Raw genomic sequence first — 17,241 nt, 5'->3', positions numbered from 1 at the left:
TAGAGGTAATGATTATGCCATTAACAGAAACGATTATGCCATTAACAAATTTTTCTCCATATTTAAAAAATGGAGTGCTAGATTTAAATAAAGAGGGTAACAAATTCTCTAGTGGGAAAGGGGGGATCAGATGTTTTAAAGACATATTTGATATAGGACGGTTAGCTAAATTTATAGAAACTACCCCAGGTATTATGGAACTTAATGCAGTTATGTGGGGTATTGGTGAGATGGGCATAGGTAATTTCCGGTTACTAATGAACGCAATAAATAAGAGTGAAATTACTGCTATTAATTTTGAAAATAATAGCTTAAGTACCAAAATGGCAAAGGAAATATCTAAGCTTTCTAAGCTTATTAAGCTCAATCTAGGTGGCGGTAACATTGGTGATGAAGGAATAATAGAAATAGTTAACAGCCTCCATGGTCTTGAATATTTTGATGCGAGAGCAAATTATATAACTGATAAAGGAGCATATGCAATGGTTAAAGCTCTTCCTAAGATCAAAGCTTTTGGGATTGGTTATGGCAATGACATAAGTTGTGGAAGATTAAAACAAGTAGCTGCAGCCATACTACCTTTACTGTATTTGATGCATTCTCTTGTGCTTATAGTGATCAAGAACTATTGGGAATAGTCGAACTATTACCGCCTAATTGTGCACTTAAACTTGACCCACAACACTGGGTAGGAGGTGTAAATAACAATAATGACGCCCTTCCTCTTGTTGAAGCAGTAGGGGAAAATAATGACGCCCCTCCTCTTGTTGAAGTAGTAGAGGGAGATAATAATGCCCCTGCTCTTGTTGGAGTAGTAGGGGAAAATAATAACGCTCTTCCTCCTGTTGATCCTGTTGGGGTAGTAGGAGACATTTTAGAGGGATAGTAAAGGTAGGGTAATTTAAAAGTAGGGCTGCAGGCCTAATAGAGAAAGGAAAAAGTGCTTAATATGCACTCGATGTCATTCCCGCCGTTGCTAAGAATGACATCGATGCACAGCTGCCGAAAGTTAGAAGAGGAAGCTGTTTTAGGCAAGGAGATGTCATTGCGAGGAAGACCATAGGTCGACGAAGCAATCCAAAAGTTGCGACAGCACGCTGTTTATTTGGATCGCCACGCCACTTCGTGGCTCGCGATGACGGTTGTTCGTTCTTATAAACTAGCGCTACAGTTGTAGATTGAATAAATTATGGAAAATTTGAGGGTTTTCTTTACAATTGTTACTAAAATTTAGGTATAAATATGCAACTGTATCATAGTTTTAGTCATAATGGTTTCTAGTTTTTGAAATCTACAACTGTAGTATTAGATAAAAGAGATTCTTTATTTGAGGCAAGTTGTAGAACGTTTAAAATGATATATGAACATATATGTTAAGTGCTATAATTGTGACTTTTAAATTACCCTGAGTAAAGGATATAAAGAAAATGTTGACATTTTTTGATGTTACATCAATCTGCATAAATGTTTTTTTATGGACTAGGTTTATCTGTGGCTAATCTTGTTAACATAGTCACTAAGCCTAGAATTGCTCTACTTTTTGTATCTCTTCTGCTTTCTTCTTGTATTTCGTCTATAGAGAAAAGGGTTGAGGAGGCAGATAAGGTAGCCTCAATGAACAAGTTTGAGAAGAAACTTGTTAAGGATGGTGATTTTGTCATTACAACTTACCAACGTGTTTCAGATAAAGATAGTCCTTATGTATTTTATATTGAGGGGGATGGAAGTATTAGTATAGGACGCTATGCCATTGCAGACAATCCAACTCCTTCCAAGATTATGTTATTTAAGCTTGCTACCCTTGATACTAGACCTAATATAGTTTATATAGCTCGTCCGTGTCAATATACGCCAGTAGAACTTAACCCCAATTGCAGTCAAATCTATTGGACAGACAAAAGAATGGCTGAAGAAGTTATAGAATCAATAAATATAGTAATAAATAGTATAAATAATGGTAAACCAGCTAGTTTGGTTGGTTTTTCCGGAGGTGGTGGAGTTGCTGTCTTGGTTGCAGCAAGAAATAAGCATATTAAAGATATAATAACTATAGCTGGTAATCTTGATATTGAGAATTTCAGTAAACATCATCGGATATATGCGTTAAAGGAGTCATTAAATCCCATAGATTATGCAATAAAAATTAGCAATATTCCGCAATTACATCTTTCGGGAAGTAAGGATGCAATAGTACCGAGCAAAATTATGCAGGGCTATATAAAAGCTAGTTCTTCAGATTGTACACAGCAAAAGATTTTCCCTAATATTACTCATACCAAAGGTTGGGATAAGGTGTGGCAGGAGGTGTTAAAAATTAATCTTACCTGTGGGTATAACAAGAAAATTGGGACAAAATAACAAAGCCAATTCGATATAAGAATTAAGCTTACTCATGGGAGATTTTATGCAGAAGGCAGTAGTTTTAGTTAGTGGCGGTGCAGATTCAGCCACAGTACTAGCAATGATAGAAAAAATGAATTACGAAATTCATGCCATAAGTTTTAACTATTCTCAACATAATAATATTGAACTTGAGAAAGTTAAAGAGTTAGTTAAGAACTATAATATTAAACAACATAAAATTGTAAATATTGATTTACGTAGCTTTGGCGGATCAGCTCTTACTGATGATGCCATAGAAGTACCAAAATATAAAGATCATAGAGATTTAGGGGATAATATACCAATCACTTATGTACCAGCACGTAATACTATATTTTTAAGTTATGCTTTGGGATTTAGTGAAATAATAGGAGCCTTTGATATTTTTATGGGGGTACACGCAACTGATTATGCTAATTACCCAGATTGCCGTCCAGAGTACCTAGACGCTTTTGAGAAGCTTGCTAATCTTGCAACTGCGGTAGGAGTATTGGGTACACGAATTACCATTCATGCTCCCTTAATAAATATGACAAAAGGGCAAATTATCAAAACTGGTCTAGAATTAGGAGTAGATTACTCTAAAACAATTTCTTGTTATGATCCATTAGATAATTGGTTATCTTGTGGAACATGTCATGCCTGCTTACTTAGACTTAAGGCCTTTGAAGAAAATAATACAATTGACCCGATTAATTATAAAAGTAAATTCGCTTCTATACATGCTTAATAGTTTTATATATCATCAATTTCCTATGTTAGACCTAGACAACATAGTACTGAGAGAATTAACTAGTGATGATTCAGAAGACTATTTTGGTTATATGAATAAATTAGAGATGAGTCCTTTCTTGACAGATAACAACATTCCATCAACTATTCCACAAGCTGCTGATGAACTAAAATATTGGTCTAGCTTATTTCATCACCAAAGAGGGTTTTACTGGGGTATTTCCCTTAAAGATAATAATAAACTTATAGGTACGGCTGGGTTTAATAGTGTTTCTACAATGCATCTCAAAGCAGAAATAAGCTACGATCTTGATCCTACATTTTGGGGTAAAGGAATTATGCTAAAATCTATCAAAGCTATTTTAAGATTTATAGAATATGCTGGTATTGTTCGAATCCAAGCTACTGTAATAAATGACAACATACGTTCAATTAATGTTTTAGAACGATGTAATTTTGTCAAAGAGGGGTTGCTTAAAAAATATGAAATTGTTCAAGGAGTGCATAGGGATTATTATATTTACGCTAGAGTGCTTTAGGTTTCTGTAAAAATTTTTAACCTAAAACAAATCAGTTTGATGTAAGACATCGGTTTAATAGCCTACGGTGTCGTCCTTGCAAGCGTTATGTCATTCCTGCGTAGGGCAGGAATCTAGAAAAATGACCAAGATAGCTTGTGTTGAGTTATTTTAGCCCCCTGCCTACGTAGGGGTGACATCACCCCTAATGGCGATGATTACTTGAGCCTACTATTAATTTATTACATCAATACTTGAGGTTATAAATCAATATCAAAACGAAGTAAAGATAGGGAAATATCGACTATAAGCATAGAAATGAGGATTTTGGAAGTTCTTCTTTTGATAAACTAATTCATTTCCATCTATATCCACAATATTTCCACCACTAGCTTTAATTAATGCATGTCCCGCTGCAATATCCCATTCCATAGTTGGACCAAACTTGGGATAAATATCCGCTTTCCCCTCTGCTACTAAACATAATTTAATTGAACTTGGTATAGTAACTATTTCAGTAATTAGATGTTTCTTTAGGAACTTCTTGATATCTGAATTTGACGAACGTGAGCTAACAACAGCCCTATAATGAGTTTTAGGTAGAGCATCAAAGCTTGTTTCTACGCCATTTTGTTCAATTCTTAAAGCATTATTAGCATCTGTATAATATAATTTCTGCACGGATGGTTGATAGATAAAACCAATAATAGGCATACCATTTTTTATCAATGCAATATTTACTGTATACGTATCCTCACCTTTTATATAACTTTTTGTACCATCAATCGGATCAATCAACCAAAATTGATTGCTATCCAAAACAATTATATCTCTTTCTTCACAAACTACAGGAATATTAGGTGCTAGGTTCTTTAAACCATTATATATAAAGCTACTAATTTCCTTATCAGCATTTGTCACGGGAGAATTATCATCTTTATAAGAAACTATTAACCCTAAATCTCTTCTAATTAAAGCAATCCCACCAGCTTCAGTAATTAAACTTTTTAAAGACTTAATTAAATTAAGCATCATTTGTTATTTATCATTTGCTATTTGTTATAAATTGTTTAGCCTCATCATCTTCTAACCACTTTCCTGTTTTTAATAATATTTCCTGTTGAAATTTCACTATATCCTCCTGTGGAGTACCTTGTAATTCTGTAACGGCTAAATATTCTACCCCATAACAATCTAGATCAATTGTTCTTAAAAAATTATCTATGTTATCTAATTCACTTTTTTTATTCTCAAAGATTATAATGTTATTAGGTAAAATATTTGTGATACTCATAAACTCACGTAGTACCTGAGCTTTATTTAGATAGTCGGTAAATATTATACCTTTATGAAAAATTGGTGACCTTTTATCAGTTTCATCAAATTTTAATATTTCTTTATTATTAACTTTATCAGTAAATTTAATACCGAGTCTACTTAGCTGCTCATATTGCCATTCCTCATAATTTTTAATCAGTCTACATGCAGGGTTAATTTTAGTAAACCCAAAAACCAAAGCCCCTGAACTTTTCAATTTATCGATAAATTTTGGCCAACTAGCTTCTACTAACATAACTTGTCTTTGCAATAGCAACTTAGCAATTATCTCATCCACATTAGGATGATATTTTGCCAAACTTGCCAGCTCTTCAACAAACCCTCTATAAGGATTAGTATAACGAAACATCTTAGACTTAGGCGTAACTATTGTATCATCAATATTGATTAGCACTAAGCTAGATGCATCAATTTTTTCAAGTAAATTTTTTACCGTAACAGAATCTATAGAATAAGTGGGAATAATTATTGCATAAGCTGTATATGGTAACATGATAAAAATTAACAATAATTTTAATAAAAAGTTATTTTTTATTATCATACGGATTTACACTCTCTTGATTCTTAACTGTGATTTTGCCATTGCTTCTCTTTACTGCATTTACCTTATTAACCAATTCATTAAGTGATTTTTTTAAATCACGAGAATTGAATATTGATTCTTTTTGGTCAGATAATTTATAATTATAACCAATAAATATCACATTATCGTCATAATTTCTTAGTTGACTTTCCATTGCAGTCAACTCACTGGAATTTCCATCAACCATTATTAAAACTTTTGGCATAAACTTCACTTCTATTAAAAAATTTAATATCAACTGAAATGAAGCATTATTATTACTACTTAATATACCCTGATAAAACGTCGGATAAGTATTATCAAAAGGCTTCATATTATTAAAAATAAGATAATTATGTTGTGGGAAACTATTGGACAAATCAATATTAAATTTCTTTAAATACTCAGCCTCCCATATTTCTAGCTTCTTTATATTGTTAAAGTTACCAGTTAAACCATGATCACTCACAATTACTGGGCTACCTTTATCCATTATATTCTTTATAAAATTAGGCAAATTGACATCTAATAACTCATTTTTATACTCTGTAAGCAGTATTGTATCAAAATAAGCATCCTTTGAGGGTCTAACTGCTTTGAATATTTCATGTAGCTTAGATAATTCATTTTTATTTAATTGGATAATTGGAGAGAGAAATGATTTGAATATAACTTTTTCTCTACCCAAAACCACTAAGATATCTTTAGGGGAATAATTATTGCATAATTCTTCGTAGTCCTTATTTATTTGGTCTAAACTATTAACATCAATAATCTTGCCATTTGCTATTAAAGGTAATAGTAATATTATGTAAGAGAGGAGTTTATATGTTTTAAATTTAATTCTTCTAATTAGCATAGAAATTGCTCTTATTTTTTGTTTATAACAAAAGTAGTTGGTCTACATCGTTTTATGTCATACGCAGGTCATCTAACTCAATGTCATTCCCGCTTAGGTAGAGGAATCCATATTATCTAACGACCTTTGCAGGTTATTTTTTGGATTGTATCTTGAATATTAGCTCTTTATGGAGTTAATATGGTCAGGAAAGAGTGACACAGTTTAAATTAGATAGGTCCTTAAAGACCGAAGGTATCTTGATGGTCTCCTCCCTTGAATCACAAAGTATGATATACTCTTCTGCTTTGAAGAATTGATTCCGCAAATACTTGCGGGGTATTCGCATACTCACGTACTTCATGTACGTTTCGTTCACTCACCCCTTGTTTGTTGTCCTCATTCTCCAAATCATTTGAGTATACAAACGGTAGCAGAATCTTAGAGATCGAATTTACAATCATGTATCAAAACTTTGCAAAACAACCACTAATTATAGGTAAAGCAAATGACTAAAAAAAGCAAGATATTTATGGGAATAGATGTTTCAAAAAATACGCTTGATATATCTATGAACAATAGATATCTTTGGCAAACTCGCTTATGCTGAGGAATTTAAAGAAACCACGAAATGACCCACAGCGGACAATGATGTACGTGAGAATCAGAGTACCAGCAGAAGTAGAATTTCAAAAGATATCTATTGAATATATTTGCAATATTGTGGTTAATTGCATTATAATGAGGTTTATGTATAATAACTTTACTTTTATTGACTTATTTGCTGGGATTGGTGGTGTAAGAAGATCATTTGAGTCTGTTGGTGGTAACTGCGTTTACACTAGCGAGATTGATACATCGGCATTAAAAACATATAGAGCTAATTTTAGCTGTGATCATAAAATTGATGGTGATATAACACAAGTACACGAACAAAATGTACCCCCTCACGATATTTTATGTGCAGGATTCCCGTGTCAACCATTTAGTATAGCTGGGGTTTCAAAATGTTTAATAGTCTTTTAGGCTATTTTTTTAGATTCCCGCCATTGCTTAGAATGACAGCTCTGTGTAGTAACTACAGTTAGCTATATAGTCTTTAAATTACAAGATTGCTGAAATATTTAACACTTTCTAATAAGGCTGGATTCTCCCCTATTAGGCTTGGCTCTTCTCCTAGACCATGACTTTTATAAGGATGACCTAAGTCATAACTTCCATAGTGATGATGATCCCACTGCTTTATAGAAGTTAGTACGGTATCACTAATTTCATGTAATGTACTACTAATATATGATTTAAGTGCAGTCCACATAGCCCATATATTCCAACTAGAAATGTGACTTATAACCATGGGGCTTTCTACTAATTCTGTATTATTAGCTTCTAAAGACTCAATCTCAGATTTAGTGCTATCAATCACTGTAGTAGCTTCCGTACTATTTAGATAAGATGCTTCTGTAGCTACATCACAACCTCTATCATTTGGTGATATATCAGATTGATTACTATCAACAGTATGTTGTTCATTTAAAACTGTTACCTCTGTATTATCAAGATTATCGCTTGCTATATTAATAGAGCTAGTTTTTTCTTGTTGATCATTACAATCTTGAAACTCAGTTAGGGATTCTTGCATAGGGCTAGATTGCTGTTCTACATCATGTTGTTCTACCGCTTCTACATCACAACTTAATTGATCAGTAGCTATGTCTATTTGAAACTCTCTTGTTTCAGGATAAGTTATTGTTATATTTTTTAGCTCCCCAACATCAGTAATAGACTCTATCGTTTCTTCATAATTTTCTACTACATGAAATATCTCAGTAGGTACAGGTTGCTGTTCTATATCATAATCTAGTTGATTTATTGGCTCATCAAGATCTGTAATATGGTCTTCATCTTGAGACTCTATTGCTTCAAGGAAAGTTATTGATATATCACTTGACTCATCATTAATATCTATAGAATCCGTATTTTCTTCTTTAATATAAATCCCTTTTTCCTTATTATATGATTCAGTTATTCCTTTAGATATCTTTTCTAACTTTTTAGTAGAAGTATTGACCCATTTACTATACTTCCTAGTAAGATTTGCAGTAAGTTGTACTACAATTTTATCTTTATTGTTCTCTAAATATGTATCATTAAAATCAGCTAATACTGGCAATAATTTAGCTATCAGTTTTTTACTTTGTGTTGTTTTGGTTATTTTTAACTTCTGAATTGATAATAATATTATTTCCATAGAGGTAACAATACTATTCACAGAATCAGCAAATTTATGAATATTCTTTGAAGTGAACTTCTCCTGATCAAAATAACCCCTCTCTCTCTCCCTTTTTGCTTTGGTTTATTTCTACTGCAAAATGCTTAAGTCCGGTTCTATTAATGACTGTCTTAAAAGATGGAGACACACCATAACCATTTTTTAACATATAAGTTTGCACTTTATCAGGGATTGTTATATATTTCGTAACTTCCGAAGCAATATCTTTTGTACTAAATCTAGCCTCTTCATTCGAGTCTCTTAAAACTATCATACTAACAAGATCATCTTGTAAACGTCCAGTAACAATATCTGCGATTCCTTCATTAGTTGATAATTTTTTAATTACATCTGCTCTATATTGCTCTATTTCCTCTTTAAACTTATTAATTTTTTTTACACCCTCTGATGTTGTCTCTATTTCATCAAGTCTTTTCTTTATATCTTTTATCGTCATAAATAGACTTAGTGCACCTTTCTGCTCATTATATAATAATGAGTGACACATTATCTGAAAAATATCCTTTGTTATATCAACTTCACCTTGATTGCCAGCTACTGTGCTAAAAAACTCTTTACGTAAATATTTCTCAAAAACATGTAGACTATTTTCCCTCAGCTTACTAATAATATCATCCACTTGTTGTGGCGTTTTAGATACACCTAATTCGCTTGAAGATTCTGTGTTATCTACTTCCTTTGTTAAAGGAAAAGCTTCCTGAACAAGTGTAACTGTATTTACTGTTAAAACATCTTGGGACATGTTCTTATATTTTTCTATAAAATTAAAAAAACTTACCGCCGTATCAAACGGATATTACGATTTCGATGGATTATAACATACTCATTCAAACAAGCAAGATAAAAATATATCTTCTGCTTCTCAGGGCAGTTTCAAAGCCACAATCAAGAGTTGGTATATGTAGTAGCATTAACTATTAAGGATGTCATCACCCCCTGCGAAAGTAGCTTACTATAGGCTATTTTTTTAGATTCCTCACCGAAGCGGGAATGACATACTAGTGATCCACGCGGGCAAAACCTTCACGGGAATGACATTGAATAGGAACGGAAGCAAATTTTGACGACAAAATTACCATAACTCTTCTATTAATGCTATGGTATTAGCCCTTAGATCTAGGTCATAATCTATGGTGTTATTTATTATTCGTTTGATATTTGCAAATTTTGTTATCAAATAATCAGGGGAATTAGAACGCAATTGATTAAATATTTTATTCTCTAATTCATTGAATTCAATATCGATATTGAGAGATTTTTTAGTAATTCTATTAACTAGATATAGCATGCTACAAGCAAAATCTCCCCATAATTCCTTGTTTTTACTGGTAAACTCTTCGATAAGATCTAACTTCACTTTAGGATTTGCATAGTTAGCAATATACGTCGTAAATTTAACATATATATCGCTTCCCACTAAGCGATTTTGTGATTTTATGTTAATTTTAGCACATCTAGATCTTATAGTACTTATTATTCCGGCAGCCCTTGAGGTAATCAAGAAAATAAAACTATCCTTTGGCGTATCTTCTAAAAGTTTAAGACAGGAATTTGCTGCATTGAGATTCATTAGATCTGCTTGATAAATAACAGCTACTCTATATTTAGAGATTGATGATGTTCTATAAAAAAATTGCTGTAAATCTCTAATTTGGTCAATAGATATGTCTTTGACACTGCTCGTCACAGAATTATCCCTAGCTACTAAACGATAATCTGGATGATTTGTTAATTGAATTTTATCTACAATCAAACTGCTTTCTATAAATATAAGCAAATCTTCTAAAGCTTTTGCGGTATCATCAACATCAATCAACCAACTATTATAAAGCCTAGCCTGTTTGAATCTACATTCAAGATATTCTTTGATCATTCTGCTAATGGCATAATAAAAAATAGGTTTCTAGGCTTTGCCAACATGGGTCAGAAACCACAGCTGTCGAAAGTTAGAAGAGGAAGCAGTTTTAGAAGTCATAATGGCAGTTTAAAAGTTGCAGAAAAATAACCAAGGTCATTGCGAGGAGGTATAAGCCGACGAAGCAATCCATTCTTGGTTATTTTTATGGATTGCTTCGTCGACCTACGGTCTTCTCGCAATGACGTTGACCATATACAACTTTTAAACTGCCCTGCCTAAAACCTGCTCTACCTTCGAACTTTCGACAGTTGTGGGTCAGAAATGCCAACGTAAGTAATGATACTTGTATGGCAAAAGCGATGGCAATCCCTACGTAGGCAGGGATGACACTAGCTTTGTTGTATTGAACTCAGGTTACTTAAACTTGCACCCTTGGTAAAAACTATAATATTTTACAGAAGCAGGTTCTAAGTAAAATACGAACTTACGAATTATTACAAGCTTCCTTCATTTTCTTACTGGCTCTAAAGACTGGTTGTTTATAGGCAGCAATATGCATTTTCTCACCAGTTTTTGGATTACGACCTTCACGTGCAGCTCTACTTTGTATATGGAAAGAACCAAACCCCACTAGGTTAACGTCCTCACCACGACTAAGTGCTTTAAGTACACTGTCTACAACCCAAGTAAGGGCCTTTTCTGCATCACTTTTTGAATGACCTGCTTCAGCCATTAATGCTACTAATTCTCCTTTATTCATATGCTCAACTCTCCAAATAAATTGTTAACATTTCAGACATTAATGTATTTAGTATACTCAAATGATTTAGAGAATTGGATTTGAAAATGAAGAACAAGCGGGGCGTACATAAGATACGTTGTTACGTTCGTCCTTGATATTAAAAAAAACAATTCTTCAAAGCAGAAGAATATATACTAACATACCAGCAAGATTTGTTATATCTCGTTGGCTAGATTATAGCAAACACTAAATTGACTGCAACTGAGACTTCTTTAGAACTTTTGAATATATTATTTTATAATCTAATTTCAATAAAATTGTATCTATTTTACATCAAGTTAGTTTCTTATCCTGTAGTTAGGAGGATAGTATATTATTTTTGCTTAAATGAAATAATTAGTTGAAAATCATAATAGTTTATATATTATAACTTTCTTATTTAATATATAAAAAGGGAACTTTTATGATCACTAGACTATTCTACATATTATTTATTTCAATTTTTAGTTTAAATACTAGTGCTAATCCAACTCCATTGGGTTTTGAATTAAATAAAGCAAGTATAGCAGATGTAGAGCGAGTATATCAGATTACTAAAAAAGAGAGGAATCATTGGGATGGATATAATTATTATGTTAATGTTAGAGATGTCAAATTAGAGGGACTGACTGAATTATTAGTAATATGTAATGATGATAATATTATCCAAGCAATCATCTTAACGATAAATAACGATAAATTTACAGAGTTTTATGAGTTACTTGCAGAAAAATACAAACTCACCCATAGCCAAAACCCTAATTTAGGTAATAAGGAGATTAGATTTGCCGATGGTAGTTGTACTATTATATTAGATTCTCCATTCCTTAGCTTTAGTATGAGTCTTATATACATAACAGATGAGTTTCTGACAAAATTTAAAGGTAAGCAAAAAGAAGAAGAAAAAGTGAAAGGTAAAGAATTGCTATAATTCAATTATAGGAGGTTTTGAGGTATAAGCCCAACAAACATAAGCCACTGCAAGGGCATCTGCTTCATCAAAGTTACTGATTGCAATTGCTCCTGGTAGTAAAAGTTTAATCATTTGCAGAACCTGATTTTTTTCAGCATGACCATAACCCACTACAGATTTTTTGATAACATTAGGTTTAAATTCTTGAAAAGCAATATCATATCCTCCTATAAGTGATATGACTGCTCCTCTAGCATATCCCAATTTTAAAGATGAAACACTATTCATATTAACAAATGTCTCCTCCATAGCAACAATAGCAGGTTTATATTGTACTATTATCTTTTGCAAGGACGAGCTAATGAAAGCTAGCCTTTTATGCATTGCTTCGCTTGATTTAGTCTTTATAACCCCACTATCTAAATATTTCAGAGGATCGGTATCGATTACCCCCCACCCCATACCAGCTAAAGATGGGTCAATTCCTAGTATAATCAAAATTATTCCCCCACTAATAGATTTTTTGTAAAAAATTATCTAATTCTTCAATTCATTTATTTGAATATATTCCTTTTTAAAACTTTGATATAAAACTGGAATAACAAATATAGTGAAAAGAGTTCCTATACTCATTCCACCAACTATTACTAAACCAATAGAATTTTGAGCGGCTGCTCCTGCTCCAGAACTAATCACTAATGACATTGCCCCAAAAATGGTTGCTAGAGTAGTCATTAGAATAGGTCTAAGTCTTAAGCTAGAGGCTCTAGTTACAGCTTCTCTAACACTTAGTCCTTGGTCTCTTAAGTTATTAGCAAATTCTACTATCATAATAGAATTTTTTGTTATCAAACCAATTAAAGTGATCAAACCAATATTACTATACATATTAAGCGTATTACCACATATTAAGAGCATTAATACCCCTCCAGTAATTGAGAATGGTACAGCAATAAGTATTAATATAGGATCAGTAAAACTTTCAAATTGGGCTGAAAGCACTAAATAAATAAACAACAAAGCAAATAAGAAAGTAACAATAAGATTACTTTGTGATTCTGTCATTCTTTTAATCTCTCCAATATATTCTAATATAGTTGTGCTACTATCCAATAATTCATCAGCTATAGTATTTATCGAATTTATGGCATCGGTAATTTTTTGGTTTGGAGCTAAACCTGACGAAATCGTTACCGATCTAGAATTATTATAGTGGTTATAAGACTCAATAGACACTTTCTCAACCATATTAGCAACTACACTTAATGGCAGCAAATTATTAGTTGGTTTATTGGTTGGTATCAGTATCTTACTAAAATGATCGGTACTATTACGGTATTTTAGGTTATATTGCATAGTTATATCATACAGATTATTGCCCATTCTGAAATCACCAATTTTTCTTCCTGCTAGCAAATATTGCAATGTTACCCCTATATTTTCTAAACTCACACCAAACAGATAAGCTTTATCCCGGTTAACAATTACATCAATTGTCGGCATAGAAGAATTTAAATCACTACCTACATTGATAAAAACTGGATATTTCTTCATTCTATTAACAAATTTCTGTGATATTTGATCTAACTCTTCATATTCAAGTGAGGTCTGTAAAGTAAATTCGACAGCATTTCTAGCATCACCACTAACCAATGAAGGTGGATTTTGAACAAAAATCGACATTCCTGCTATTTGTTGAAATTGCTTATTAAGCATATTTTTTATAGCTTCTTGTGACTTTGATCTTTCTTTCCAATCTTTAAGAGGTACGAAAGCAAAAGCACTGTTACTACCTCCAGAGCCAATTATTGTCAAATAACCGGCTATATCTTTATGAGAACTAAGTATTTTTTCAGCTTCCACTACTGTTTTCTCTGATTGTTTAATACTAGAACCTTGAAGACCAGTGAAGAAAACTTGTAAAAACCCATCATCTTCCTGGGGAATAAAAATTTTTTTGACAAAGATCAAACTAACAACTAGTACAACTAAAGATAGTGCAATAATAAGTGAGAATTTCTTTTTATGATCAAGAGCAAGATTTAAATAGTACAAATACTTGCTTTGTACTAATTTAATGAACTGATCAAATTTAACTAAAAACCCTAAAGGAGGTCGATCATTTTTACCAATCATGCGACTTGCCATCATTGGCGTTAAAGTAATCGCCACAAAACCGGAAAATAAAACGCAGAATGCTAAGGTCCAAGCAAATTCAATGAATAACTTACCAATAAATCCATCTATCAAACCTATTGGTAAGAATACTGAAACAAGTGTTATAGTCATCGCTACAATGGCAAAACCAATTTCCTTAGATGCAAGAAAGGCAGCTTCTATAGGAGAATGCCCCATCTCATTGTACCTAAAAATGTTTTCTAACATTACTATTGCATCATCTACTACCAAGCCAATAGCTAATATCATTGCTAAAAGGGTAAATATATTGATAGAAAATCCTAAATAATACATAACAATAAATGTACCAATTAATGATATCGGAACAGTTACAAATGGTATGAGGGTGATTTTTACTGATGCCAAGAACAGATATATTACTACCATAACCAAAACTAATGCTTCCATGATAGTGAAGAACACTGATCTGATTGAAGCCCTAACTGGAATTGATGAATCATGGGCTATATCAATTGTTATACCTTTAGGTAGATTTTTTTTTATTTTATCTAGTGAATATCTAACCTCTTTGGATAAATCAAGTATGTTTGCCTTCGATTGTTTTATAAGACCAAGTGCTATCGAGTTTTTTCCGTTATATCTAAAAATTACCTCAGTATCTGGAGGGGCTAAATATATTTTAGCAATATCTCGTAACTTTAATATATTAGCATCTTTCACTTTTAGTATAATTTTTTCAAACTCTTCCGGTTTACTTAAAGAGCCATCTAATCTTACAGTAAAATCACGTGCAGCTGTTTTAATAATTCCTGCTGGATAATAGATATTTTGTTTTTTTACAGCACTCTCCATTTCTAACACTGACATTTTATGCTGATATAATTTTACCGGGTCTGGTTCTATACGCATAGAGTACTCTTTAGCACCATATATCTCAACCTGACCTATTGTTTCAAGTTTTTCTAAAATGGTTTTTACGCTATCTTGAACAATTTGGGTTAATTGTAAATCATCATATACATCACTACTGATACTTAAATACAAACTAGGGAAATTATCTGCATCCATCTTAGCAACATAAGGCATGCTCATACCTTGGGGGAATATGGAACTTATATTAGAAATTTTAGACCTAACATCGTTTAAGGCTGTTTCTATATCAGCCGATGATAGAAATATTAAAGTAATATGGCTGCTACCTGTAGAGCTTTGTGAAGTGATAGTATCAAGGTTCTTGACAGTTTTTAGTGCTTTCTCAATACGAGTTGTTATCTCTTTCTCCATATAAAGAGCATCTGCCCCAGGGTAATTTGCATATACTGTTATTACGGGAAAAGAAATATCGGGAATACCCCTAATTTGCAGTTTAGTAAGAAATACCGCCCCTAAAATAACAACCACTAGACTCAACACTGTTGCAAATACTGGACGTTTTATACATATTTCACTTAAGTACATATTATCAATAAATCCTACTTATGCAAATTTGGGATAAGAATTGACAAATTCTTATCCCAAATTCGGTGAAATTATCGAAACAATCAGATTTGAGACGGCTCTACATCTGATTGTTAAATTAATATTTTGCTAAAAACATGATTTTAATCTTTTAAAATCATGTTTTTAGCTTTAGAAAGGTTTAAAATGCATTCGCGTTAGCCGCTTTAAGAATGCATTTTTCCTTATATTAAAGCCAATTCGGGATAAGAATTAGTTAATTCTTATCCCGAATTGGGGTTACTCCACTCCAATTACTAGTCTTTTTTCAATAATTTTAGCTAATTTACTGATAATTATTACCATAACATAGTAACAAAGTCCTGCTATTAACATAGGGGTAAAATAAGTATAACTTTCAAGCGATACTAATTGAGCTCTACGCATTAAATCCATTTCACCGATCATTGATATAATCGATGATTCTTTGATTAAATTAATAAGCTCATTAACCAGTGAAGGTAAAATATTTCTTATAGCTTGAGGCAAGATAATATCTTTCATCATTAATTTCTCGGGTATAGCTAATGCTTTAGCTGCCTCAATCTGTCCTTTATCAACACTATTAATTCCAGCTCTAATTATTTCCGAAACATATGCCCCGGAGTTTAATGAGAAAGCTATGCTACCAGCAACGAAGACACCAAGCTTAATGCCAATTACACTAGGTAAACCAAAATAAATTATGCTAAGTTGTATAAGTAACGGAGTACCACGAAAAACAGATGTATAGAAATTAGCAAACAGTCTTAACGCACAACTTTTACCTACCTTACAAATTGCTAGTAAGATACCAATAATCAACCCTAATAACACTGAAACTATACTGTATTTCAGTGTTACTACCATCCCTTGCATAATAAAATATATAGAAGAAAAATCAAGTAATTGCTCAAACATCTAACACTCTTAAATAACCTCAATTTTGGAATTGTTCCAAACTTACTACCTATTCAAATTTTCGTATATTACGAGCAACCTCAATGGAAGAATTCATCATATTAGTACAATATATTTCAAACATTTTCCGCTGTAACAAAGCTAAATCTGGTAATCCCTTACATTTTAACAAATCTTTAGTAAGTACAACATTCTCCTGCATTCCTTTACTCATCGATGATAAGAGTTGATTAAATATATCTTCGGTTACTCTAATACGACTATTAACAACTGCTAAACTTTTAGAAATTGCAGAATTTACTATATCAGTATACTCTTTTGATAATCTCGATAATTGACTAACCAAATCAAATTTCATTTCAGAACTATCTGAATTGTCCTTTAATTGAATATCCAGGGGTAGTTTTTTATTCGAGTTTAACTTATTTTTGCCCATATTTTACCTATATTTTCTCCACTTTAATATAAATATACTCTAAATTGATACTACCAC

General features: G+C 32.3%; 18 protein-coding genes. 7 read left to right on the top strand and 11 right to left on the bottom strand.

From position 1 onward, the window contains the following. Positions 1-14 precede the first annotated feature (14 nt). The 5 genes from AAGD19_RS05450 (at position 15) to AAGD19_RS05430 (ending at position 3,653) form a co-directional block, all read left to right on the top strand. Positions 15-638, top strand: a complete 624-nt coding sequence (locus AAGD19_RS05450; protein WP_341747466.1) for a hypothetical protein — start codon at positions 15-17, stop codon at positions 636-638. After that, positions 629-886, top strand: a complete 258-nt coding sequence (locus AAGD19_RS05445; RefSeq protein WP_341747465.1) for a hypothetical protein — start codon at positions 629-631, stop codon at positions 884-886. The genes AAGD19_RS05450 and AAGD19_RS05445 overlap by 10 nt, the downstream gene beginning before the upstream one ends. Before the next feature lie 605 nt (positions 887-1,491). Beyond that, positions 1,492-2,358 (top strand): alpha/beta hydrolase, encoded by an 867-nt coding sequence (locus AAGD19_RS05440; protein WP_341747464.1) that lies wholly within the window; start codon positions 1,492-1,494, stop codon positions 2,356-2,358. Positions 2,359-2,404: 46 nt separating this feature from the next. Continuing rightward, positions 2,405-3,112 (top strand): 7-cyano-7-deazaguanine synthase QueC, encoded by a 708-nt coding sequence (queC, locus tag AAGD19_RS05435; RefSeq protein ID WP_341748474.1) that lies wholly within the window; start codon positions 2,405-2,407, stop codon positions 3,110-3,112. Further along, on the top strand, positions 3,105-3,653 hold the full coding sequence (locus AAGD19_RS05430) for a GNAT family protein (protein WP_341747463.1): 549 nt from the start codon (positions 3,105-3,107) through the stop codon (positions 3,651-3,653). The genes queC and AAGD19_RS05430 overlap by 8 nt, the downstream gene beginning before the upstream one ends. A gap of 252 nt (positions 3,654-3,905) precedes the next feature. On the opposite strand, the gene cysQ is transcribed toward AAGD19_RS05430, so the two are convergent. From cysQ to AAGD19_RS05415, 3 genes are read right to left on the bottom strand one after another with little or no spacing between them, the layout of a single operon-like run. Continuing rightward, positions 3,906-4,667 (bottom strand): 3'(2'),5'-bisphosphate nucleotidase CysQ, encoded by a 762-nt coding sequence (gene cysQ, locus AAGD19_RS05425; RefSeq protein WP_341747462.1) that lies wholly within the window; start codon positions 4,665-4,667, stop codon positions 3,906-3,908. Positions 4,668-4,677: 10 nt separating this feature from the next. Then, positions 4,678-5,511 carry a DUF2608 domain-containing protein gene (locus tag AAGD19_RS05420; RefSeq protein ID WP_341747461.1) on the bottom strand — a complete coding sequence of 278 codons (834 nt, stop codon included), beginning with the start codon at positions 5,509-5,511 and terminating at the stop codon, positions 4,678-4,680. Beyond that, entirely contained in the window at positions 5,495-6,391 is an 897-nt protein-coding gene (locus tag AAGD19_RS05415) for a DUF2608 domain-containing protein (RefSeq protein ID WP_341747460.1), read from the bottom strand. Before AAGD19_RS05415 ends, AAGD19_RS05420 begins: the two co-directional genes overlap by 17 nt. Before the next feature lie 729 nt (positions 6,392-7,120). On the opposite strand from AAGD19_RS05415, the gene dcm reads away from it, so the two are divergent. Next, positions 7,121-7,396: a DNA (cytosine-5-)-methyltransferase gene (dcm, locus tag AAGD19_RS05410; RefSeq protein WP_341747459.1), complete on the top strand. Its 276-nt coding sequence runs from the start codon at positions 7,121-7,123 to the stop codon at positions 7,394-7,396. A 73-nt stretch (positions 7,397-7,469) separates the two neighbouring features. On the opposite strand, the gene AAGD19_RS05405 is transcribed toward dcm, so the two are convergent. From AAGD19_RS05405 to AAGD19_RS05390, 4 genes are all read right to left on the bottom strand, one after another. Continuing rightward, entirely contained in the window at positions 7,470-8,639 is a 1,170-nt protein-coding gene (locus AAGD19_RS05405; RefSeq protein WP_341747458.1) for a hypothetical protein, read from the bottom strand. A gap of 46 nt (positions 8,640-8,685) precedes the next feature. Continuing rightward, positions 8,686-9,402 carry a hypothetical protein gene (locus AAGD19_RS05400; protein ID WP_341747457.1) on the bottom strand — a complete coding sequence of 239 codons (717 nt, stop codon included), beginning with the start codon at positions 9,400-9,402 and terminating at the stop codon, positions 8,686-8,688. Positions 9,403-9,732: 330 nt separating this feature from the next. Further along, positions 9,733-10,533 carry a DNA polymerase III subunit delta' gene (locus tag AAGD19_RS05395; RefSeq protein ID WP_341747456.1) on the bottom strand — a complete coding sequence of 267 codons (801 nt, stop codon included), beginning with the start codon at positions 10,531-10,533 and terminating at the stop codon, positions 9,733-9,735. Between the two features lie 469 nt (positions 10,534-11,002). Next, complete coding sequence (locus AAGD19_RS05390; protein ID WP_341747455.1) at positions 11,003-11,278, bottom strand: HU family DNA-binding protein; 276 nt, start codon at positions 11,276-11,278, stop codon at positions 11,003-11,005. Positions 11,279-11,723: 445 nt separating this feature from the next. Between AAGD19_RS05390 and AAGD19_RS05385 the strand changes: the two genes are divergently transcribed. Next, on the top strand, positions 11,724-12,230 hold the full coding sequence (locus AAGD19_RS05385; RefSeq protein WP_341747454.1) for a hypothetical protein: 507 nt from the start codon (positions 11,724-11,726) through the stop codon (positions 12,228-12,230). On the opposite strand, the gene ruvC is transcribed toward AAGD19_RS05385, so the two are convergent. The 4 genes from ruvC to AAGD19_RS05365 all read right to left on the bottom strand — a co-directional run bounded on the left by ruvC (position 12,225) and on the right by AAGD19_RS05365 (position 17,184). Continuing rightward, positions 12,225-12,710, bottom strand: coding sequence for a crossover junction endodeoxyribonuclease RuvC (gene ruvC / locus AAGD19_RS05380; protein ID WP_341747453.1), 486 nt, complete (start codon positions 12,708-12,710; stop codon positions 12,225-12,227). The genes AAGD19_RS05385 and ruvC overlap by 6 nt on opposite strands. A 39-nt stretch (positions 12,711-12,749) precedes the next feature. Further along, entirely contained in the window at positions 12,750-15,809 is a 3,060-nt protein-coding gene (locus AAGD19_RS05375) for an efflux RND transporter permease subunit (protein WP_341747452.1), read from the bottom strand. 279 nt (positions 15,810-16,088) lie between these two features. Further along, complete coding sequence (locus tag AAGD19_RS05370; protein WP_341747451.1) at positions 16,089-16,748, bottom strand: amino acid ABC transporter permease; 660 nt, start codon at positions 16,746-16,748, stop codon at positions 16,089-16,091. Positions 16,749-16,797: 49 nt separating this feature from the next. Next, on the bottom strand, positions 16,798-17,184 hold the full coding sequence (locus tag AAGD19_RS05365; protein WP_341747450.1) for a hypothetical protein: 387 nt from the start codon (positions 17,182-17,184) through the stop codon (positions 16,798-16,800). Positions 17,185-17,241: the final 57 nt, after the last annotated feature.

The organism is Candidatus Tisiphia endosymbiont of Dascillus cervinus (assembly GCF_964026405.1).
GTDB lineage: Bacteria > Pseudomonadota > Alphaproteobacteria > Rickettsiales > Rickettsiaceae > Tisiphia.
Note: the sequence above shows the minus strand (reverse complement) of the source record. Positions and strands in the feature narration are given on the sequence as shown.